Source organism: Nocardiopsis sp. NPDC055879, assembly GCF_053615935.1.
In genome coordinates this window covers 231,351-252,616 of record NZ_JBSHCT010000001.1, presented here as the reverse complement: position 1 = coordinate 252,616, position 21,266 = coordinate 231,351, and the positions used below count along the sequence as shown (strand labels likewise).

At 69.9% G+C, this 21,266-nt stretch carries 20 protein-coding genes; 6 read left to right on the top strand and 14 right to left on the bottom strand.

The genetic code is table 11. The annotated features are described in order from the left end of the window. The first annotated feature begins 54 nt into the window (after positions 1-54). Together ACWGKS_RS01035 and ACWGKS_RS01030 are read left to right on the top strand one after the other, a co-directional pair. Positions 55-1,524, top strand: coding sequence for a glycoside hydrolase family 3 protein (locus ACWGKS_RS01035; protein ID WP_358506253.1), 1,470 nt, complete (start codon positions 55-57; stop codon positions 1,522-1,524). A gap of 178 nt (positions 1,525-1,702) precedes the next feature. Then, positions 1,703-2,167 (top strand): RrF2 family transcriptional regulator, encoded by a 465-nt coding sequence (locus ACWGKS_RS01030; protein ID WP_358506250.1) that lies wholly within the window; start codon positions 1,703-1,705, stop codon positions 2,165-2,167. 78 nt (positions 2,168-2,245) lie between these two features. Here the strand turns inward: ACWGKS_RS01030 and ACWGKS_RS01025 are convergent, their stop codons facing one another. The 9 genes from ACWGKS_RS01025 to ACWGKS_RS00985 all read right to left on the bottom strand — a co-directional run bounded on the left by ACWGKS_RS01025 (position 2,246) and on the right by ACWGKS_RS00985 (position 12,915). After that, positions 2,246-2,602 carry a helix-turn-helix domain-containing protein gene (locus ACWGKS_RS01025; RefSeq protein WP_067604946.1) on the bottom strand — a complete coding sequence of 119 codons (357 nt, stop codon included), beginning with the start codon at positions 2,600-2,602 and terminating at the stop codon, positions 2,246-2,248. Positions 2,603-2,759: 157 nt separating this feature from the next. Continuing rightward, entirely contained in the window at positions 2,760-3,308 is a 549-nt protein-coding gene (locus ACWGKS_RS01020) for a CinA family protein (protein ID WP_358506246.1), read from the bottom strand. Next, positions 3,305-3,910, bottom strand: coding sequence for a CDP-diacylglycerol--glycerol-3-phosphate 3-phosphatidyltransferase (gene pgsA, locus ACWGKS_RS01015; RefSeq protein ID WP_358506243.1), 606 nt, complete (start codon positions 3,908-3,910; stop codon positions 3,305-3,307). The genes ACWGKS_RS01020 and pgsA overlap by 4 nt, the downstream gene beginning before the upstream one ends. After that, entirely contained in the window at positions 3,907-5,340 is a 1,434-nt protein-coding gene (gene rimO / locus ACWGKS_RS01010; RefSeq protein ID WP_452455863.1) for a 30S ribosomal protein S12 methylthiotransferase RimO, read from the bottom strand. Before rimO ends, pgsA begins: the two co-directional genes overlap by 4 nt. 197 nt (positions 5,341-5,537) lie before the next feature. Then, complete coding sequence (locus ACWGKS_RS01005; RefSeq protein ID WP_358508995.1) at positions 5,538-6,668, bottom strand: helix-turn-helix domain-containing protein; 1,131 nt, start codon at positions 6,666-6,668, stop codon at positions 5,538-5,540. 145 nt (positions 6,669-6,813) lie between these two features. Continuing rightward, positions 6,814-9,306, bottom strand: a complete 2,493-nt coding sequence (locus tag ACWGKS_RS01000) for a DNA translocase FtsK (protein ID WP_358508993.1) — start codon at positions 9,304-9,306, stop codon at positions 6,814-6,816. A 207-nt stretch (positions 9,307-9,513) separates the two neighbouring features. After that, complete coding sequence (locus ACWGKS_RS00995; RefSeq protein ID WP_358508991.1) at positions 9,514-11,199, bottom strand: ribonuclease J; 1,686 nt, start codon at positions 11,197-11,199, stop codon at positions 9,514-9,516. Further along, positions 11,196-12,167, bottom strand: coding sequence for a 4-hydroxy-tetrahydrodipicolinate synthase (dapA, locus tag ACWGKS_RS00990; RefSeq protein WP_358508989.1), 972 nt, complete (start codon positions 12,165-12,167; stop codon positions 11,196-11,198). The genes ACWGKS_RS00995 and dapA overlap by 4 nt, the downstream gene beginning before the upstream one ends. Positions 12,168-12,534: 367 nt before the next feature. Next, positions 12,535-12,915, bottom strand: a complete 381-nt coding sequence (locus tag ACWGKS_RS00985; RefSeq protein ID WP_304069661.1) for a phage holin family protein — start codon at positions 12,913-12,915, stop codon at positions 12,535-12,537. An 84-nt stretch (positions 12,916-12,999) separates the two neighbouring features. On the opposite strand from ACWGKS_RS00985, the gene ACWGKS_RS00980 reads away from it, so the two are divergent. The 4 genes from ACWGKS_RS00980 (at position 13,000) to ACWGKS_RS00965 (ending at position 15,792) form a co-directional block, all read left to right on the top strand. After that, positions 13,000-13,554, top strand: a complete 555-nt coding sequence (locus tag ACWGKS_RS00980) for a GNAT family N-acetyltransferase (RefSeq protein WP_358508987.1) — start codon at positions 13,000-13,002, stop codon at positions 13,552-13,554. 91 nt (positions 13,555-13,645) lie between these two features. Further along, positions 13,646-14,518 (top strand): 1,4-dihydroxy-2-naphthoate polyprenyltransferase, encoded by an 873-nt coding sequence (locus ACWGKS_RS00975; protein ID WP_358508985.1) that lies wholly within the window; start codon positions 13,646-13,648, stop codon positions 14,516-14,518. A 21-nt stretch (positions 14,519-14,539) separates the two neighbouring features. Continuing rightward, positions 14,540-15,034 carry an NUDIX hydrolase gene (locus ACWGKS_RS00970; RefSeq protein ID WP_358508983.1) on the top strand — a complete coding sequence of 165 codons (495 nt, stop codon included), beginning with the start codon at positions 14,540-14,542 and terminating at the stop codon, positions 15,032-15,034. 74 nt (positions 15,035-15,108) lie between these two features. Next, a complete protein-coding gene (locus ACWGKS_RS00965) occupies positions 15,109-15,792 on the top strand; it encodes a class I SAM-dependent DNA methyltransferase (RefSeq protein WP_358508981.1) in 684 nt (227 codons plus the stop codon). Positions 15,793-15,844: 52 nt separating this feature from the next. Here ACWGKS_RS00965 and dapB read toward each other — a convergent pair whose 3' ends face one another. From dapB to egtA, 5 genes are all read right to left on the bottom strand, one after another. Next, the gene (gene dapB, locus ACWGKS_RS00960) at positions 15,845-16,588 is read right to left on the bottom strand and encodes a 4-hydroxy-tetrahydrodipicolinate reductase (RefSeq protein ID WP_358508980.1); all 744 of its coding nucleotides are present in this window, start codon (positions 16,586-16,588) and stop codon (positions 15,845-15,847) included. Positions 16,589-16,661: 73 nt separating this feature from the next. Further along, positions 16,662-17,636 (bottom strand): L-histidine N(alpha)-methyltransferase, encoded by a 975-nt coding sequence (egtD, locus tag ACWGKS_RS00955; RefSeq protein WP_358508978.1) that lies wholly within the window; start codon positions 17,634-17,636, stop codon positions 16,662-16,664. Positions 17,637-17,660: 24 nt separating this feature from the next. Continuing rightward, on the bottom strand, positions 17,661-18,440 hold the full coding sequence (egtC, locus tag ACWGKS_RS00950) for an ergothioneine biosynthesis protein EgtC (RefSeq protein ID WP_358508977.1): 780 nt from the start codon (positions 18,438-18,440) through the stop codon (positions 17,661-17,663). Then, a complete protein-coding gene (gene egtB, locus ACWGKS_RS00945) occupies positions 18,440-19,792 on the bottom strand; it encodes an ergothioneine biosynthesis protein EgtB (protein ID WP_358508975.1) in 1,353 nt (450 codons plus the stop codon). The genes egtC and egtB overlap by 1 nt, the downstream gene beginning before the upstream one ends. Next, positions 19,789-21,075 carry an ergothioneine biosynthesis glutamate--cysteine ligase EgtA gene (gene egtA, locus ACWGKS_RS00940; RefSeq protein WP_358508973.1) on the bottom strand — a complete coding sequence of 429 codons (1,287 nt, stop codon included), beginning with the start codon at positions 21,073-21,075 and terminating at the stop codon, positions 19,789-19,791. Before egtA ends, egtB begins: the two co-directional genes overlap by 4 nt. Positions 21,076-21,266: the final 191 nt, after the last annotated feature.

Below are 21,266 nucleotides of genomic sequence, written 5' to 3'. Positions count from 1 at the left end.
CCCGCCACACGTATGCCCGCGATCGGGCACCCATGTTCACGAACGGAGTCCGCCATGCCGCACGACCCGACCCTGGAGCGTCTGGCCAACGCCACCCTGCTGGTGCCCTTCGAGTCCTACCAGGCCCCCCGCTGGATCCTGGACGGTCTGGCGGACGGGATCTCGGGCGTCTGTCTGTTCCACAACAACCTGCGCAGCCCCGAGCAGGTGACCGCGCTCAACGCGAGCCTGCGTGAGGTCACCGACCTTCCGCCGCTGATCTCCCTGGACGAGGAGGGCGGCGACGTCACCCGCATCGGCCAGGCGCACGGCAGCGACTACCCCGGCAACGCCGCGCTGGGCGCGGTCGACGACCCCGACCTGACCCGCGAGACCTTCCGGGCCCTGGGGCTGGAACTGGCCGGCCTGGGCTTCAACCTGGACCTGGCGCCATCGGTGGACGTCAACGTCGCCGACGACAACCCGGTGATCGGAACGCGCTCCTTCGGTTCGGACGCCGAACTGGTGGCCCGACACGCGGCCGCCTCGGTGCGGGGCCTGCAGGAGGCCGGAGTGGCCGCCTGCGCCAAGCACTTCCCCGGCCACGGGGCGACCTCGCAGGACTCCCACCACACGCTGCCCCTGGTGGAGGCCGACGCCGACCTGCTGCGCCGCCGTGAGCTGATGCCCTTCCGGGCCGCCGTCGACGCGGGTGTGCGTTCGATCCTGACCGCCCACATCGAACTACCCGCGCTGGGTACCGAGGGGCCCGCCACCCTCAACCACGCGCTGCTCAACGACCTGCTGCGCGAGGAGATGGGCTTCACCGGGGTCGTGGTGAGCGACGCCATGGACATGCGCGGGGTGAGCGAGCGCATCGGCATCCCCGAGGCGAGCGTGCTGGCCGTCGCGGCCGGTTGCGACCTGTTGTGCCTGGGCCGCTTCGTGTACGCCGACCAGGTCGCCGAGGTCCGGGCCGCCCTGGTGCGGGCGGTCCGCGAGGGTCGGCTCCGCGGGGAACGGCTGGAGGAGGCCGCCGAACGCAACGCGGACCTGCGCGCGTGGGTGGGTCGTTCGGCCGTCGAACGCGCCCGCCACGACGCCTCTTCGGCCATCGGGCTGACCGGCGCCCGTCGGGCCGTACGGGTGGACGGTGAGCTGCCGTCGTTGGCGGACCCGTACGTGGTCGAGGTGGACGCACCGGCCGGCATGGCGGTGGGCGACGTCCCCTGGGGCCTGGGTCCGTGGTTCCGCGACACGGTGCGGGTCTCCCCCGAGGTCGACGATCCCTCGACGGTCCTGTCCGCGGTGGGCGATCGCGACCTGGTCGTGGTCGTGCGGGACGCGCACCGCTACCCGAGCGCCCAGGCGTTCGTCAGAGGCCTTTTGGCGACCCACCCGAAGGCGGTGGTGGTGGAGATGGGCCTGCCCATCTGGCGGCCCGACTGCGGCGCCTATGTGAGCACGTACGGGGCCGCCCACGTCAACGGGCTGAGCGCGGCCGAACTTCTCGGCGCGGCCGGGGCCCTGGAGGTGACCGGCTGACCGGTTTCGGTCGCGTGGGCCGCCCCGATGTCTCTCGCCGTACCCGTCTCCGAATCGTCACCCATGTCCCCCGTACCCGGTAGGAGAAGTATCCTTGAGCCGTAGCATCCCGGCCTTCGGCGACACCCGTCGGGGACCGGTGCCCCATTCGCCCTTCTAACCACGGCATAATCACAGCATGCGCCTTTCAGCCCGGGTCGACTACGCGCTTCGCGCGGCCGCAGAGCTCGCTGTCGCCGGCGACGGTCCGGTGACGGCCGAGCAGCTCGCACGCGCGCAGGCCATCCCCGGAAAATTCCTAGAGAACATCCTCACCCAGCTACGCCGAGCAGGTCTGGTTCGTAGTCAACGGGGTCCCGTTGGCGGCTACTGGCTCGCCCGGCCCGCGGGGGAGATATCCCTCGCCGACATCATCCGAGCGGTCGACGGACCGCTCGCCAACGTGCGCGGTGAACGCCCCGAACACGTCGACTACGACGGGGCGGCCCGCAGTCTGCAACAGGTGTGGATCGCCCTGCGCGCCAGTGAACGCGCCATCCTGGAGGGGGTCAACCTCCAGCACCTGGTCACCAACGACCTCCCCGACCAGGTGCGGGTCCTGGCCGAGGACCCCGATTCCTGGGTCAACCACAGCCACCGCTGAACCCCCGAAGACACGAGAAACCGGTCCTCCCCTCAGGGGAAGGACCGGTTTCCCACGTCTATGTGTGGGAGGGCCTGGTCAGACGCCGGCCATGTCGGCCACCTGGGGCACCCGGTCGGGTACGGGCGCGATGCCGAGGTCCCGGGCGGGAACGGGGTCGCCGGAGACCGCGTCCTCCAACAGGGCGGCTTCCTGGAGTTCGGCCAACGCGAGCTGGTCGGAGACCTCCCTGAGCACCTGCGACAGCGGCACCCCGAGGGCCCCGCAGATCGATGACAGCAACTCGGAAGAGGCTTCCTTCTGCCCGCGCTCGACCTCGGAAAGATAACCGAGGGAAACACGTGCGTCGGCCGACACCTCACGGAGGGTGCGGCCCTGGCGCTGCCTTAGCCGCCTGAGCACGTCACCAAGTAGGTGACGAAGCAGGACCATCATTCGCGCTCCCTCCCACCGGTAGCGACCTTCATATACAACACCGTACCCGCCTCACGCCCGATTCGGGCACCTCTCATTGTCCTGTTCGCTGGAGGGTGAACCCCATCCGGGGGTGTTTTTGTTCCCACGCTATGGGAGAGGGCACCGGGCGAAAGGGTCAATACCGGGTGCTGCTGCCCGCATCGTTCCCGCGAACGGCGGTCATCAGGAGCCTTAGCGCGCCCTCGACCGTGTGGTAGCGGATACCCGCACGATCGCCGGTGAAACGGAACCGTTCGACCCATGTGCGCGAGTCGGGTCCCGCCACCGCGGCGAAGACGGTGCCGACGGGTCGCCCGTCCTGGGGATCCGGTCCGGCGACGCCGGTGACGGCGACCGCGAAGTCCGATCCGAACGCACGGCGGGCGCCCCGGGCCATGTGGAAGGCCACGTCGGGGTGGACGGCGCCGTGCTCGGCCAGTAGGTCGGCGGGCACCCCCGCCAAGGAGGCCTTGGTGTCGGTGGCATAGGTCACCAACCCGCCCCGGTAGGTGGCGGAGGTGCCGGGGACGGCGGTCAGGTGAGCGCCGATCAGACCGCCCGTGAGGGACTCGGCGGTGGCGCAGGTGGCCCCGGCCTCGAACAGGGCGCGGTGGACGTCGGTGGCGGCCTCCAGGGCCGCCGTACCGATGGATCCGCCCACGGGCCGGGGCGCCTCTTCGCTCACGTCCTGTTGCCACCCTTGGCGCGCACCAGACGCACCGCGTCCAGGACGTAGGTCAGCCCGGTCCACAGGGTGATCGTCAGGGCGGCCGCCATGACGATGTGGGCGATCCAGGTGAACACGTCGGTGAACGGCAGCAGGTGCAACGGGAACAGGTAGATGCTGATCGCGACGATCTGCAGGACGGTCTTGAGCTTGCCGCCGCTGCTCGCGGGCATCACCCCGTAGCGCAGCACGGCCAGGCGCAGGAAGGTGATGCCCCACTCACGCACCAGGATGGCGATGGTCACCCACCACCACAGGTCGCCCTGGATGGACAGCACTATGAGCGCCGCCCCGGTGAGCGCCTTGTCGGCGATCGGGTCGGCGATCTTGCCGAAGTCGGTGACCAGGTTGCGGCGACGGGCCAGTTCACCGTCGACACGGTCGGTGATGGCGGCCACGACGAATACGCCGAACGCCGCCAGACGCCACCACGTGCCGTCCAGGAACATGAACCAGACGAAGACCGGCACCATGACCAGGCGGCTCATCGTGAGGATGTTCGCGATGTTCCACAGGGGAACCTGGGGGGCGGGCGACGCCGCGGGGTCGTGGGTGCTCATCTTTCTCCGGCTTCCCCATCCTGTTCGGCGACGAGGTCGGCCCCGGCCGCCTGGATGACGGTGGCGCGCACCAGGTCACCGACGGAAAGGCCCTCGCCGTACAGGATGGTACTGCCGTCCACCTCGGGTGCCTGGTGGTCGGACCGGCCCTCGTAGACACCGTCTTCGAGAACGGCCTCCACCAGGACGGTCACCTCACCGCCGATGCGTTCCTCGGCCCGCTGGGCCATGAGTTCCTCGGCCAACCGGTTGAGTCTGTCCACACGCTCGGCGACGACGTCCTCCGCCACCTTGTCGGCGTGGTTCAGGGCCTCGGTACCGTCCTCGTCGGAGTAGCCGAAGACACCGATGGCGTCCAGACGGGCCTCGCCGAGGAAGGCCACGAGCTCCTCGAACTCCTCCTCCGTCTCGCCGGGGAAACCGACGATGAAGTTGGAGCGCGCGCCGGCCTCCGGTGCGCCCTTGCGGGCGGTGGCGAGCAGCTCCAGGAAGCGCTCACGGTCACCGAAGCGCCGCATGCGGCGCAGCAGGGGGCCGCTGGCGTGCTGGAAGGACAGGTCGAAGTAGGGCACCACGCCGGGGGTGGTGGTGAGCACCTCCACCAGGCCGGGGCGGACCTCGGCGGGCTGCAGGTAGCTGACCCGCACCCGCTCCAGCCCCTCGACGGCGGCCAGGCGCGGCAGCAGCTTCTCCAAGGCGCGCACGTCGCCCAGGTCCTTGCCGTAGGAGGTGGAGTTCTCGCTGACCAGGAAGACCTCACGCACGCCCTCACTCGCCAGCCACTCGGCCTCGCGGACGATCTCGTCGGCCTGACGGGAGATGTAGGCGCCGCGGAAGGCCGGGATGGCGCAGAAGGTGCAGCGCCTGTCGCAGCCCGAGGCGATCTTGAGGTTGGCCACGGGTCCGCCGGTGAGACGACGGCGCGGAACGGCGCTGCGGTAGGGCAGTTCGGTGCCCTCGGCGCCCTCCGCGTCGGCGAAGGTGGCGTGGCCGGGCACGTGGACCTGGGAGGCGTCGCGGTCGGCCGGGCTGATCGGCAGCAGGGTGCGACGGTCTCGCGGGTCGTGCGGGACCAGAGAACGTCCGGCCACGACGTCGTCGAGACGGTCCGTGATGTTCGCGTAGTCGTCGAAGCCGATCACCTGGGCTTCGGGCAGGGAGTCGGCCAGCTCGGAGCCGTACCGTTCGGCCATGCATCCGGCCGCGACGACCTTGCCACCGTTCTCGGCGGCCTCCAGCAGGGTCTCGATGGAGTCCTGCTTGGCGGCGTCGATGAAACCACAGGTGTTGACGACGGTCACGTCGGCCTTGGTGTCGTCGTCGACGAGGTCCCAGCCGCCGGCCGCCAGGCGTCCGGCGAGCTCTTCGGAGTCGACCTCGTTACGCGCACACCCCAGGGTGACGAGTGAGACAGTACGGCGCGATGACATGGCTTCCAAGCGTGTGGGAGAGCTGTGAGTGGTGCGGGAACGCGGCACGGCGAAGGCCGGAAGTACGGTCGGATCGCTCGCGCGGCGCGACGTCGCTCGGAGTCGCCCGCAGCCCCCCACCCTACAGTGGTCGGCTCACCCGCCCGTACCCCGGCCTTCACGTATTCCCGCTCCGGTGGGGTGGACCCTCTCCTACTTCAGTCGACGAATCCGCCGGCCCCGACGGTGAAGTCCCCGACTCCCCCGGATTCCGCCCCGCTCCCCAGGTCCTCGCCGTCGACGGAGACGCCGACCAGCGAGGGCTTCCCGAGACGGAAGCCCAAGGGATCCTCGGTGACGTAGTCGAGGCTCTCGCCCTCGACGATGAAGCCGGTGAACACGTCCCCGCCCGCGTGGTCGGTGACCTCGACCCAGCTCCGTCCGACGCCCGTGAGTCGAACGGTGAACTCGGTGGGCTCGGCGGCCTTCTCGGGCCCCCGTGCCAGTGCCTTCCCCACGTTCTCCTCCTCGGGCACGACCACGGAACCCGCGTTCTTCTCGGCGCCCGAGTCGTCGTCGGTCACGTTCTCGAAGGCGGTCCGGGACGGATCTCCCTCCTCCCAGCCGTTCCAGGTCCGCACACCGACGATGAGGGCGACGACGAGGATGAGGCCGACCACCGCCCAGGGCCAGTGTCGACGTACGCCCCCGATCGGGCGTGTCCGGGCGGCGGTGCTCCGGGTCCGCGGTTCCTCGACCGTCGTCCCGGTGGCGGCGTCTTCGGTGGCGGCCACTTCGGTGTCGGCCTCCTCCGCTTGCCCCTCCTCGGAACCACGAGGTGGCGGCACCTCGGCGGCACGCCTGTGGGATCGACCCGCCGGGTGGGGCGGGCGCGCCAGCTTCTTGTTGCGTTCGAAGTGGCCCCAGCGCTCGGCCCGCTGCGTGGGGTCGAGGGCCTCGTCACCGACCCGACGGGTGACGTCCTGGGGCTCCTCGCCCTCCTCTTGCTCGTTCTCCGCGTGGCCCTGCTCTCCTCGGGCCGCCGCGGCCCGCGCCCTCTTCTTCGTCTTCGTGACCGGCTGCCACTGTGGGGGAACGAAGAGGGGCTTCTCGTCCGAGGCGTGTTCGCGGTCGTACTCCTCCAACAGAGGCCCCGCGTCGACTCCGAGGAACTTGCAGATCCTGCGGATGTGACCGCGTGCGTAGAAGTCCCCTCCACAGGGGACGAAGTCCTCGTTCTCGATGGCCCTGAGGACCTGCATGCGGATGCGTGTACGTGTGCTCAGGTGCTCCAAGGAGCAACCCGCCGCGATCCGTGCGGCGGACAGGGTCTGGCCGATCGTCGCCATGTGCACTCCCCCCGCGACTGTCCGTGCCTACGTCGACCCACTCTGCTACTTCAGGGCACTCATCGCAGGTCACCACGCCCCATGCCGTCTCCAAGATCGCACCAAATCGGGCGACCCGGACGGCGTGAGCGTGTCGGGGGAGGGTTCAGCCGCCGCGAATGTCGGTCAGCACGGCGGCCAGATCGTCGGCCTGCACGAGGACGTCACGAGCCTTGGAACCCTCGCTGGGGCCGACCACGTCGCGGCTCTCCATGAGGTCCATGAGCCGGCCCGCCTTGGCGAAGCCGACCCGGAGCTTGCGCTGCAGCATCGACGTGGACCCGAACTGGGTGGTCACCACCAGCTCGACGGCCTGCAACAGCACGTCCATGTCGTCGCCGATGTCCTCGTCGATCTCCTTCTTCTTGACGGCCTCGGTGGCGACGTCCTCGCGGTAGCTCGGCTCGGCCTGCTTCTTGCAGTGGTCGACGATCCCGCGGATCTCCTTCTCGGCGACCCACGCGTTCTGCAATCGGATGGGTTTGCCCGCGCCCATCGGCAGGAACAGGGCGTCGCCCTTGCCGACGAGCTTCTCCGCGCCGGGCTGGTCGAGGATGACCCGACTGTCGGCGAGGCTGGAGGTGGCGAACGCCAACCGGGAGGGGACGTTGGCCTTGATCAGACCGGTGACGACGTCGACGCTGGGCCGCTGGGTGGCCAGGACCAGGTGGATGCCGGCGGCCCGGGCCAGCTGGGTGATACGCACGACCGAGTCCTCGACGTCGCGCGGGGCGACCATCATCAGGTCGGCGAGCTCGTCGACGATGACCAGCAGGTAGGGGTAGGCCTCGTACCGGCGTTCGCTGCCGAGCGGGGCCGTGAGCTCGCCGGTGCGCACGGCTGCGTTGAAGTCGTCGATGTGCCGGTAACCGGACGCGGCCAGGTCGTCGTAGCGGCGGTCCATCTCCCCCACCACCCATTGGAGTGCCTCGGCGGCCTTCTTCGGGCTGGTGATGATGGGGGTGATCAGGTGCGGGATGCCCTCGTACATGGTGAGCTCGACCCGCTTGGGGTCGACCAGGATCATGCGTACCTCGTCGGGCGTGGCGCGCATCATCAGCGAGGTGATGAGCCCGTTGATGCAGGTGGACTTACCGGCGCCGGTGGCGCCCGCGACCAGCACGTGCGGCATCTTGGCCAGGTTGGCCACGACGTTGGAGCCCTCCACGTCCTTGCCCAGCCCGACCAGCATCGGGTGGTCGTCGGAGGTGGCCGCCGCGGAGCGGAGCACGTCGCCCAGACTCACTATGTCCTTGTCGGTGTTGGGGATCTCCACACCGATCGCGGACTTACCGGGGATGGGCGACTGGATACGCACGTCGGCGCTCTTGACCGCCAGGGAGATGTTCTTGGACAGGGCGGTGACCTTCTCGACCTTCACCGCGGGACCGAGCTCGATCTCGTAACGGGTGACCGTCGGCCCACGGGTGAACCCGGTGACCTCGGCGTCGATCTTGAACTGCTCCATGACCCCGGACAGGGCCGCCACGACGTCGTCGTTGGCCTTGGTCCGCTCCTTGGGCGCGGATCCGGGCTTGAGCAGGGTGGTGATCGGCAGTTCGTAGTCGCCCTCGACCACGCGGGAGGGGATGGAGAGCTGCTCGGTGGTGACGGGCGCCGGCGTGGGGTCGGGGGCCGTGGTCTTGGCCTTGGCCTTGGCCTTCTTCTTGGGGGGCGCCTTCTCCGCCTGGGCGGCCGCCTCCTCCTCGTCGGTGAGGGCCGGGGCGATCGTCCCGGCGGCCTCGGAGACCACGGGTGTGTCGTAGGGACGTTCGTGGTCGCCGGCGACCGTCTCGTTGTCGGCGGGCGCGGCCTTGCGCTTGCGCGACCTGGCGGGCTTCTTCTCCGCCTCGGCGCCCAGGATCCCGATGCCCGCGTCCGGCCCGGGGTCGCGTTCCATCAAGGCGTTGAACAGGGTCTGGAGTCGGTCGGGGATACGCCGTATGGGGGTCGCGGTGACCACGAGGACACCGAAGATCAGGACCAGGGCCAACAACAGGCCGGTGAGCCAGGGGGTGACCACCGAGCTGAGCGGGCCCGAGGCCACGAACCCGATGATGCCGCCGGCGTTCTGGACGCCCTCCATGCCGTCGGCGGGCTGCGGGATGCCGTGGGCGATGTGGATGAGCCCGAGCAGACCGAGCATGATCGAGGTGACCCCGATGAAGAGCCGGCCCGCGTCGCCCTCCTTGGCGGTGCTGGGCGTGCGCATCAGTTTGATGGCCAGGGGCAGGAACAGCAGGGGCAGGATCGGTGAGAAGGCGCCGACGCCGCCGACGACCACCATTCGGGTGGCTTCCAGCAGGGGGCCGTCGCTCTGCCACCACACGGCGGCGGCCACCAGGATGCCCAGGGCCAGCAGGACCAGTCCGACGCCGTCCCGGCGCAGGTCGGGGTCCAGATCACGGGCGCTACGGCCGACCGCGCGGGCCGCGCCGCCCACCGTGTGGGCGATGAGTTTCCACAGGACCAGCAGGAACTGACCGAAGAGGGCCACCACGTAGGCGATGGGCCCGTCCGGCATGCGTTTCTTGGCCGCGGGCTTGCGCGCGGCGGGCTTCTTGCGCCCGGCACCACCAGAGGAGGCACGCGTGGCCATCGGGGGTCACCTCCACGGGGACGGGGTCGAACTCGGGGGCCCGGACACAGCGTCCCGGCACGGCGGGAAGCCTACTAAGCCGTCCAGCCCGAGGCACGAACACTCCCCCGGCGTGTCGTCCCTTCGAAGGAGAGCGCGCCGCCTCAGAGAGAACGGCCCGGGACGCTGGTCGCGCTCCGGGCCGTTCGGTGGATCGTCTGCTGCCGGTCAGACCTCGACCAGGACCGGGATGATCATGGGACGACGGCGGTACGTCTCGTTCACCCAGCGGCCGGTGCTGCGGCGGATGAGCTGCCGCAGCTGGTGTGGGTCGTTGACCCCGTCGGCGGCCGCCTTGTCCAGGGCGTCCTGGATCTTGTCGATGACGTCGTCATAGGCCTCCGCGCCCATGCCCGCGCCCCGGGTGTGGATCTCGGGGTCGCCGAGGATCTTGCCCGAGCCCGAGTCCACCGCGACGACGACGGAGATGAAGCCCTCCTCGCCGAGGATGCGGCGGTCCTTGAGCGCGGCGTCGGTGACGTCGCCGACCGAGGAGCCGTCCACGTACACGTAGCCGGCCTGTACGGCGCCCACGATCTTGGCGCGGTTCTTGTACACGTCGACCACCACGCCGTCCTCGGCGATGACGATACGGTCGCTCGGCACACCCGTGAGCTTGGCCAGGTCGGCGTGGGCGCGCATGTGCCGCCACTCGCCGTGCACCGGCATGAAGTTGCGCGGGCGCACCATGTTGAGCACGTACAGCAGCTCGCCGGCGGAGGCGTGGCCGGACACGTGCACGAGGGCGTTGCCCTTGTGCACGACCTTGGCGCCCCAGCGGGTCAGGCCGTTGATGACCCGGTTGACCGAGTTCTCGTTGCCCGGGATGAGCGACGAGGCGAGCAGGATGGTGTCGCCCTCCTCGATGCGGATCTGGTGGTCCCGGCTGGCCATGCGGCTCAGCGCCGCCATGGGCTCGCCCTGGGAGCCGGTGCAGATCAGCACGACCTCGTCCGCGGGCATCTTGTCGAGCTGCTTGACGTCGACGATGGTGTCGCCGGGGATGCTCAGGTAGCCCAGGTCGCGCGCGATGTTCATGTTGCGGACCATGGAGCGGCCCACGAACGCGATCTTGCGGCCGTGCTGGGTCGCCGAGTCGATGACCTGCTGGACGCGGTGCACGTGCGAGGCGAAACAGGCCACGACGATGCGCTTCTTGGCCTGCCGGAACACCTTGTCGATGGCCTCGGTCAGGTTGCGCTCGTTGACGACGAACCCGGGCTGTTCGGCGTTGGTGGAGTCCGACAGCAGGATGTCGACGCCCTCGTCGCCGAACCGGGCGAACCCGGCCAGGTCGGTGAGGCGGCTGTCCAGCGGCAGCTGGTCCATCTTGAAGTCACCGGTGTGCAGCACCGACCCGCCGGGGGTGCGGATGCCGACGGCCAGCGCGTCCGGGATGGAGTGGTTGACCGCGAAGAACTCCAGGTCGAAGGGGCCGAAGTCGTGCCGCTCCCCTTCCTCTACCAGGACCGTCTCCGGCTTGATGCGGTGCTCCCCCAGCTTGGCGCTGATCAGCGCCAGGGTGAGCTTGGAGCCGACGATCGGGATGTCCGCGCGCTCGCGCAGCAGGAACGGCACACCACCGATGTGGTCCTCGTGCCCGTGGGTGAGCACGATGGCCTCGATGTCGTCCAGGCGATCCCGGATGTAGTCGAAGTCCGGCAGGATCAGGTCGACGCCGGGCTGCTCCTCCTCGGGGAAGAGCACGCCGCAGTCGACGATGAGGAGTCGACCCGCGTACTCGAAGACGGTCATGTTGCGACCGATCTCTCCGAGACCGCCCAACGGGACGATTCTCAGAACGCCTTCGCCCTGGGGCGGGGGCGGGCCGAGCTCGGGATGCGGGTGACTCATACGGAACCCTCCGTGAGACGTTCGACGCGGACGGCGCTGGCCGGAACCGCCTGGTGCGGGGCGAGCCCGATCGGGCCCTTGACCCCGGCCGCGGCCAGGTCCTCGCGAAGGAGGGCCTGGAGCTCGGCGGAGGCGTCGGCGAGCGGGGTGCGCACCGGCCCGGAGGGAAGACCGAAGAGGTTGAGGACGGCCTTGGTGGTGATGACGCCCTGAGTGCGGAACATGCCGGTGTAGACCGGGGTGAGGCGGCGGTGGATGGCCAGTGCCTGACCGACCTCGCCCTTCTCGAACGCGTCGATCATGTCCTTGAGGTCGGCGCCCACGATGTGGCCGACGACACTGACGAAACCGGCGGCTCCCACCGACAGCAGCGGCAGGTTCAGGATGTCGGTTCCGCAGTAGTAGGCCAGGTCGGTGCGCTCCATGACCCAGGAGCTGGCGCCGACGTTGTCCTTGGCGTCCTTGTTGGCGACGATGCGCGGGTGCTCGGCCAGCCGGACCAGGGTCTCGGAGGCGATCGGCGTCCCGGTGCGGTGCGGGATGTCGTAGAGCATCACCGGCAGTTCGGTGGTGTCGGCGATCTCGGTGAAGTGCCGGATCAGCCCTTCCTGCGGAGGCTTGTTGTAGTAGGGCGTGACGGCCAGGAGGCCGTGCGCGCCCGCCTTCTCGGCGGCCTTGGCCAGTCTGACGCTGTGGCGGGTGTCGTTGGTGCCCACCCCCGCGACGATCTGGGCGCGGTCACCGACCGCCTCGACGACGCTGCGGAGCAGGCGGTCCTTCTCCTCGTCGCTGGTCGTGGGCGACTCACCGGTGGTGCCGCTGATGATCAGGCCGTCGTTGTGCTGCTCGTCCACCAGGTAGGTGGCGAGTCTGGCGGCGCCGTCGTAGTCGAGCTCGCCGTCTTCGAGCATCGGGGTGACCATGGCGGTCAGCATCTTGCCGAACGGCCGGTACTTGTTCTCCATCATCGTGTGTGAAAGGCCCTCGGGTCCGTGGCCGTGAGGCGGTCGGACCCTCGTGTGCCCCTCCTCCTCTCCATGTGTTGCGCGATCAGCTGATGCGTCCCGTGTCGGGTGCTTTCCTCCGTGCACGGGTGAGGCGGCGCTGTGCGTCCGCCACCGCGATCGGCCGTGAGGGGCCGGACGCGGGAAAGTCTGTGTCGCTCCTATGAGTGTCGGGAGCGTGATCCGGTTCGGTCCCCGTCCTCGTCTGTCGAGGTGAGGGACCGTCGCCGGTGTGTGAGGCCCGGAAGTGTGAACCTACCCGGCCCGGGCCCTCGCCACTCGGGCGGGACCCGGAGACCACCGTATTCGAAAGGTGGCGAACGTACCGGGGTCAGTCGTCCTTGCCGTCGGGGAGGAACATGCTGAGCAGCCAGCTCACGATGGTGACGACGATGGCGCCCCAGAAGGCGGGCCAGAAGCCGTCGATGTGGAAGGGCAGCTCGAAGAGTCCGGCGATCCACCCGGTGAGCATGAACAGCAGCGCGTTCACGACCAACCCGATCAGACCCAGGGTCAGGGCGTAGAACAGGCAGCCGACCGTTTTGACGATCGGTTTGATGACGGCGTTGATCACGCCGAAGATCGCACCGACGATCAGGTAGACGACGATCTGACCGACGGTGTCGTCGGTCTGGATCTCGATGCCGTCGATCAGGAATACAGCCGCCCAAAGGGCGAGCGCGTTCACGATAACTCTGATAATGAGGCTCACACCATAGATGTTCCCATGCTCGGGCAAGCTCCGGAAACTCCGGCATCCACTTGTTTCGGGTATGGCCCCCAGAGGAGGCCCTTCGTGTCCAGTGCGCAGTTCGTCCGTCCCGCCCGTGCCGCCGACGTGGACACGGTGGTGGACCTTCAGGTGGCGTCGTGGCGTGCGCTGTACGGGGGGTTGTTGCCCGCCGAGGTGACCGAGGAGATGTCGGGTGACCAGGCCCGGGAGAGTTTTCGGGAGCAGTGGACGACGGCGTTGGAGTCGCCCCCCACCTCCAAGCACCGGTTGGTGGTGGCCACCGACGAGGTGGACGGGGAACGCACGGTTGTGGGATTCGCCGCGTTCGGCCCGGCCGGCGATCCCGACCTGTGGCCGGCCAAGGACGCCGAACTGTTCGCCCTGCACGTGGACCCCGAGCGGACCCGTCAAGGGCACGGCAGCCGACTGCTGAACGCGTGCGTGGACCACCTGGTGGAGGGCGGGTTCGGCACGGTGCAGGTGTGGACCCCGGAGGAGGACAACGCGCTGAGGTCGTTCGTGGAGGCTTCGGGGTGGCGCGCCGACGGTGCCCGCCGGGAGATCGACATGGGCCGACTGGTGTCCATGGTGCGGCTGCACGCGGCCATCTCCGAGTAGCGTTCGGGCCCGCTTCGAGCAGGGACTACCGTGGGGTGGTCGTTGCGGCGCGCCAAGAAGCGCCACTGTGTGGAAACTGGAGGACCGGCGCGTGGCCACGGTCAGTGAATGGGTCTCGGGGCTGCGCCCCCGCACGCTACCGAACTCGATCGTGCCGGTGGCGGTGGGCACCGCGCTGGCCTTCGCCCTGGACGGGTTCGTCTGGTGGAAGGCGCTCCTGGCGTTGGTGGTGTCGATGGCCCTGCAGGTGGGGGTGAACTTCGCCAACGACTACAGCGACGGGGTGAAGGGCACCGACACCGAGGAGCGGACCGGGCCCACCCGGTTGACCGCCTCCGGCCTGGCCACGCCTCGACGGGTCCTGTCGGCGGCGCTGGGGAGCTTCGCGTTCGCCGGTCTGGTGGGGCTGGTGCTGGTGGCGACCACCTCGTGGTGGCTGCTGTTGATCGGTGTGGCCGCGATCGCCGCCGCCTGGTACTACACCGGTGGTCGCACCCCCTATGGATACAGGGGTCTGGGCGAGGTCTCGGTGTTCGTGTTCTTCGGCGTGGTGGCCGTGGTGGGCACCGTGTTCGTGCAGTTGGAGGCGGCCCCCTGGCAGGCGTGGGTGGCGTCGGTACCGGTCGGGTTGCTGTCCTGCTCGGTGCTGGTGATCAACAACCTGCGCGACATCCCCACCGACCGGGAGACCGGGAAGATCACCCTGGCGGTGCGTCTGGGCGAGACCGGCACCCGCCGTATGTACGCGGGGATGATCGTCGGCTCGTTCGTGTTCGCGTTGGCCCTGCTGCCGCTGTCCTGGTGGGTGCTGTTGGTGCTGCCGGCGGCGCCCCTGGCCGTGCCGCCGCTGCGCCGGGTGCTGGGCGGCCAGGTCGGCCGCGACCTGGTCCTGGGGCTGGGCGAGACCGGGAAACTGCAGATGGTCTTCGGGGCGTTGTTCTCCGTCGCCCTGCTCCTGGGATAGTGCGGGCCTATAGTCGTTCGGGTGAGGGAACTGAGCGAAGAGGACTTCTTCGCGTCCCTGCCGGCCACTCGTGGCTCGGCGGGGGCGCTCATCCGTTCGGCCGAGGGCGACGTGCTGCTGGTACGGCGGGTGTACGCGCCCGATCGGCCATGGGGCATCCCCGGCGGGATGATGGAGGCGGGCGAGTCTCCGCTGACCGCCTGTCTTCGTGAGCTCGCCGAGGAACTCGGGGTGCCCGCGTCGCCCCGGGCCCTGTTGGTGACCGACTGGGCGCCGCCCGCACCACCGCGCACCCCGGCCCTGCACTGGTTGTTCCGGGTGGAGGTCTCCTCGGAGGAGTTCGTCCTGCCCGAGGAGGAGCTGTCCGGATGGGCCTGGGTGCCGCCGGAGAAGCTGGAGGAGTACCTGGTCGGTCGTTCGGCTCGCCGGATGATCGCCGGTGTCCACGTGGACGACCACTCCGGTGGACCGGTCTACCTGGAGGACGGACACCCCGTTCTGCCAGGGCGGATCTGAACGTTCACCACATTGGACACATGTCCGGTTAGGATTCGCCTCCCAACCCGCATTACCAGGGAGAGACCACCGCCGTGCCGAGTGACCACACAGACCAACGTGACCTCGCCCCGGACCCCGTAGCGTGGGCCGAACGACGCGCCGAGCAGGCCGAGGCCTTCGACGCCATCGGGGAACGCTACGAGGAGGCGTTCCCGAACAAGGAGGGTCAGGAGGACTGCGTCCGTCGACTCTTGGACTCCCTCCCCCAGGGGGCGCACGTCCTGGACCTGGGTTCGGGCACCGGGTTGCCGACCGCCCTCCAGCTGGTCAACGCCGGTGCCCGGGTGACCGGTTTCGAGATCTCCGAACGCATGCTGGAGTTGGCCCGCGAGAACGTTCCGGGGGCCGAGTTCCGCCAGGCCGACATCATGGACCTGGACCCGGTCGAAACCTCCTACGACGCCATCGTGGCGTTCTTCTCGCTGCTGTGCCTGCCCAAGGACCGCATCGCCCAGGCCCTGGGCCGCGTGCGCGCCTCCCTGGGTCCGGGCGGTCTGCTGTGCCTGTCCATGGTGGAGACCGACCTCGACGACGAACCGATCCCGTTCCTGGGTTCGGCGATCCGCGTGTCGGGATATCCCCGCGACGAGCTGCGCGAGGTGGTCACCAACGCCGGTCTGGTCATCGAGGACGAGCGCGTGGTCACCTTCGAACCGAAGGACCCCGACGCCCGACCCGAGGTCCAGCTCTTCTACACCTGCCGCCGCGGCGCCTGAACACACGTGAAGGGGGCCGCCCACCGGGCGGCCCCCTTCGGAACGGCTGTGGCTACTCCAGGCCCAGGAGGGGCTCCAGGCCCAGCGTCAGGGGGTCGGGCAGGTCCGCTGCTCGACGTACGCCGAGCAGGACACCCGGCATGAACGAGGTGCGGTTCATCGAGTCGTGGCGGATCTTCAGGGTCTCGCCGTCGGTGCCGAAGACCACTTCCTGGTGGGCGATCAGGCCCTGGATGCGCAGCGCGTGGACGCGGACGCCCTCCACGTCGGCGCCGCGGGCGCCCGGGATCTCGGAGGTGGTGGCGTCCGGCATCGGCGCGGTGCCGGCCTCGCGGCGGGCCTCGGCGACCAGCTCGGCGGTCCGGTAGGCCGTACCGCTGGGCGCGTCGGCCTTGTTCGGGTGGTGCAGCTCGATGATCTCGGTGGAGTCGAAGTAGGGCGCGGCCTTCTTCGCGAAGTGCATCATCAGCACCGCGGCGATGCCGAAGTTCGGGGCGATGAGCACCTTCGCACCCGGTTTCGCGGCCTGCGCCTCGCGGACGCTCGCCAGCTTCGTCTCGTCGAAGCCGCTGGTGCCGACGACGGCGTGGATGCCGTTGTCGATCAACCACCGAAGGTTGTCCATCACCACGTCGGGGTGGGTGAAATCGACGACGTAGTCGGCCCCCAGCACCGCGTCACGATCGTCGCCGGCGTCCACGCCCGCGACGAGTTCCATGTCGTCGGCGGCCTGAACCGCTTTGACGACCTCTGACCCCATGCGCCCATCGGCGCCGAAAACTCCTACCTTGAACACGGGACGAGCGTACCGGAGTCCAGGTGGTGGGGCCGTGGCGCGGTGTCGGCGCGGTGCGCGGTCACCGGGTGGTTCAGCGGACGGTGGACAGGTTGAGGGAGAAGTCACCGGCCGGGTCGGTCCACCAGTGGGTGAGGGTGAAACCGGCCGAGTCCAGTTCTTCGGTGAGCCCCTCACGACGGAACTTGGCGGAGATCTCGGTGCGCATCTCCTCTCCGGGTGCGAAGTCGACCTCCAGGTCGAGGTCGGCCACCCGGACGCGCTGGTGGGAGCGGGCGCGCAGGCGCATCTCGATCCACTCGTGCTCGGCGTTCCACACGGCCAGGTGGTCGAAGGCCGTCGGGTCGAAGTCCCCGCCCAGTCGCCGGTTGATCACCGAGAGGACGTTGCGGTCGAAGGCCGCGGTGACGCCCTGGGAGTCGTCGTAGGCGGCGACCAGGCGCGCCGGATCCTTGACCAGGTCGGCGCCGAGCAGGAGCGTGTCGCCCGGGTCGAGGGCGCCGCGCACGTCGCGCAGGAACCCGGCGCGTTCGGCGGGAGCCTGGTTGCCGATGGTGGATCCCAGGACGGCCAGCAGGCGACGCCCGTCGTGGTCGTTGACCGGCAACAGACCGAGGTGGTGTTCGAAGTCACCGACCACGGCGTGTACGTCCAGGTCGGGATGCTCGTCGGCGACGCGTCGGGCGGAGTCCGCGAGGAAGTCACCGCTGACGTCGACGGGGACGAAGCGTTTCAGGGCACCGTGGCGGCGCAGGGCGTCGAGCAGCAGCCGGGTCTTGACCCCGGAGCCGGATCCGAGCTCGATGAGGGTGACGGCGTCGGCGGTCCGGGCGATCTCGTCCGAGCGCCGTTCGAGGATGCCGCGTTCGGCACGGGTGGGGTAGTACTCGGGCAGCCGGGTGATGTCCTCGAACAGGGCGCTGCCGTGTTCGTCGTAGAACCACTTGGGCGGGAGCCGTTTGGGGTGGGCGGTGAGGCCTTCGGCGACGTCGGCGCGCAACGCCTTGTCGAGGTCGTCCGCGGTGAGGTTTCGGTCGATCCGGAACATGTTGCCTCCTGTTTCCCATACCGGTCAGCCGAGCGGCCGGATGTCGGTGTGTTCCCGGGTGGCGACCACCAAGGACTCCGCGGGGACCTCCCGCCAGCCGCGCCCATCGTCGAAGGGCTCGGAGGCCAGGAAGACCTCGTCGCCCTCCCCCTCCGCGCGTCCGGGCCGACGCAGGGTGAACAGGGTGTCCCCGGCGGTCGTGCCGACGATCGTCGTGCCGTCCCCGGCCAGCAGGTTGTAACGACCCTCGGAGTGTTCGCGGGCCCGGCGCACCACGGCGGCCAGGGCCCCCGGCAGATCACCGGAGGCCCGCCACAGCCGCAGCGTGTGCGCGAACAACGGGGCCGAGTCCACCGGCGCCCGCGCCTCCAGGGCGTCCGGGAGCGGGGGCGAGCCGAGCGCCACGGCGAGCGCGTGGTCGTCCTTGGCCGCCCCGTTGTGGCTGAACAGCAGGTGGTCCGCCCGGAAGGGTTGGGCGCCGGACTCCTCGGAACCGAAGCCGACGGTGGCGTCGCGCACGGCCGCGACCACGCACCCGGAGGTGATGGCGCGGGCCGTGTCACCGAAGGAGGAGTCACCCCAGATCGGCATGGCCCTCCGGTAGCGCAGGGGTGGCGTGGGCCCTTCGGTCGCCTCCGGCCCGGGCCCCGGCGGGTACCAACCGACACCGAACCCGTCGGCGTTGACGGTTCCGTACCGCTGGTGTCGGGGCGCCCAGGACTGGACGAACAGCGAGTGCGGCGCCGTGTACAGCAGCTCGTGCAACGTGCGCGGCGGGCCCAGGTAGGCGAGGTGGCGGCACATCAGGCGCGGTCCGCGTCGCGTGCGCAACGAAAGCCGCTGAAGATCTGTCGTCGGATCGGGTGGTCCCAGTTGCGGAAGGTGGAACGCACGGCGGCGGGATGGGTGGCCCACGACCCTCCGCGCAGGACCTTGTAGCCGTCGTCGAAGAAGACCTCCGAGTACTCGCGGTAGGGGAAGGATCGGAACCCCGGGTAACCGTGGAAGGTGGTGGAGGTCCACTCCCACACGTCCCCGATGAGTTGTTGGACGCCGAGCGGGGAGGCGCCGTCGGCGTGGGTGCCCACCGGGTCGGGTCCGAGCCGACGCCGACCGAGGTTGGCGTGGCGTGGTTCGGGTTCGGCGTCGCCCCAGGGGAAGCGGTGGCAGCGTCCGGTGGCGGGGTCGAACCGGGCCGCCTTCTCCCACTCGGCCTCGGTGGGCAGCCGTTTGCCCGCCCAACGGGCGTAGGCCTCGGCCTCGTGGTAGCTCACGTGTTGGACGGGCTCGTTCGGCGGCACCTCCTCGTGTCGACCGAAGCGGCGGCGGGTCCAGAGGCCGTTCTCCAGGGTCCAGAAGGCCGGTGCCGCGGCGTCCCTGGCACGAGCCCACTCCCGGCCGGCGGGGCTCCACCAGCGCGGGTCCCGGTAGCCGCCGTCGGCGATGAACTCCTGGTAGGCGGCGTTGGTCACGAGGGCGGTGTCGATCCAGAAGGCGGGGAGGTCGACAGTACGCGCGGGGCGTTCGTTGTCGAAGGACCACGGGTCGTCGTCGGTGCCCAAGGTGAAGGGGCCGGCCGGGACCAGGACCTCTCGGGCCGGTGGAGGGCTCACCGGCCCGAGGACGGAGGCCTTCTCCAGCAGGACGGGAGCGCCACGACGCAGCTGGTGGGTGGCGAGCATGGTCTCTCCGTGCATGAACTCGTGCTGGATGACCATGTGGAAGACGAAGCCCGCTTCGAGCAGGGAGTGTTCCGAGGGCGTCACCTCGCCCGGTGTCGGCGGGGGGACGGACAGGTCGGCGCCGTCCAGGGTGTCGAGGACCTCCCGCCGCACCCGCGCGTTGTACTCGCTCGCCTCGTCGGGACGCAGCAGCGGCAGGGTGACCCGGTCCGCGCGCGGGTTCTCGAAGGCGTCGTAGAGCCCGTCGATGTCCGGGCGCAGTGCCTCGCGGCGGCCCGCGGCACGGAGCAGCCACTGCTCCTCGTAGTTGCCCACGTGCGCCAGATCCCAGACCAGGGGCGACATCAACGGGGAGTGCTGGGCGAGCAGTTCGTCCTCGTCGAGGGCATCGATGGTCAGTTCCCTGCTGTGCCGCCTGCTGTGGTCGAGTTCGGCGGCGATGCGTTCCTTGGCGCGTTCCTGTTCCAGGCTCATGACGAACCTCCACGGTGGGCGGGGTGCCGGCGCGCGGTGACCGTCGAGTCGGCGGGTCGCGGCGCGGGCACCTGGAGAGCGGTGTCGGCGGGGCACAGCCCTCGCCGAACGTAGTGGTCGGCGTACTCGTCGACGAGTGCGGCGAGCCCGGCCGCGCCCATGCGGGGCAGGGCCTCTGTCGCGGCGTCGAAGCAGGCCCTCGCGCACGCGGCGACATCGGCGTCCTCGGGGCCCAGTCGGGCGGAGCGCAGCCACAGCGTGGGAGTGGGCGCGGCGCCGCGGCACAGGCGCTCGGTGGCCTCCTCCGCGATGGCCCTGGCCCGTGGGTCGTCGGTCAGGGCGGCGGCGAGCGCCACCGGGACCGGCCACCAGCGCAAGGGCACGGTGTCGATCATGCGCAGTTCCCACCAGCCGCGCGGGCGGATGGGCGGGAACAGGGTGCTCAGATGGAACTCCAGGTCGGCGAGGGTCACCGGACGCGGGCCCCGCCCGTCGACCCAGTCGGCCAGGGTGATCCCCGGGTCGGCGGTCCAGGCACCGCCCCCACCGGGGATCTCGGGCAGGGCCATCACCCGCGCGCCCAGGGCGTACTCGGCCCAGGCGGTGGCGGGATCGGTCTCGGGGCCGGGTTCCAGCACGGGTCGGGTGCGGGTCGCGTCGGTGGCCGCCCAGATGGCCCACCGGGAGGACTTCCAGCCGGTCGGGTGGCCTCGCCAGACGGCCGAGTTGGCGAAGGCGGCGACCAGGACGGGGCCCAGACGGTGCAGGAACCGCCAACGCCCACGGATGTCGGCGGCGTCCGCTCCGTTGTCCAGGCACACCTGGATGGACGCGGAGCTGCACATCATGGTGCGGCCACTGGCGTGGCGGTGTCGGTCGAAGAAACGCTCCATCGCCGTGTAACGGGGAGATCGGAGCTGTCGTTCGGGCGGACGTACGGGGTCGAGCGCGGTCTCGGCCAGGTACAGTCCGGCGCCCGTGAGGGCCTTCTCGACGTGCCGCAGGTCGACGGCGAGGGCCTCGTGGGCTTGGGCGAGTCCCGGCAACGCCGGTGAGCTGAGCTCGATCTGGCCGCCCGGTTCGAAGGTGATCCGGCTTCCCGCGGGCGGGGGGCCACAGGCCTCCACGAGCTCCGCGAGACGGTCGATGGTGACGGGTGCGGTGGGACGTTCGGGGTCGGTGACCAACCATTCGGTCTCGGCCCCGACCTTGCCGGGAGGGCCGGTCTTGAAACAGATCCCGTTGATGTACTCGTGAACGTCTTCCGTGGTCATGTGCGGCATGGGTTGACTCCCTCGGAGTGACACCTCAAGGGTCCTGCCCGGAGCGCCGCGACGGTGAACATGTGCGATCACCCCAACCGGATCGAGGGCGGCCGGCGGGTGGACCGACATCCTGTCGGCACACCCGCCGGCCACACGCTTCTCGCGCGGGAGGTGTCGACGCCGGCCTTACCCGCACAAAAAGTGATCTG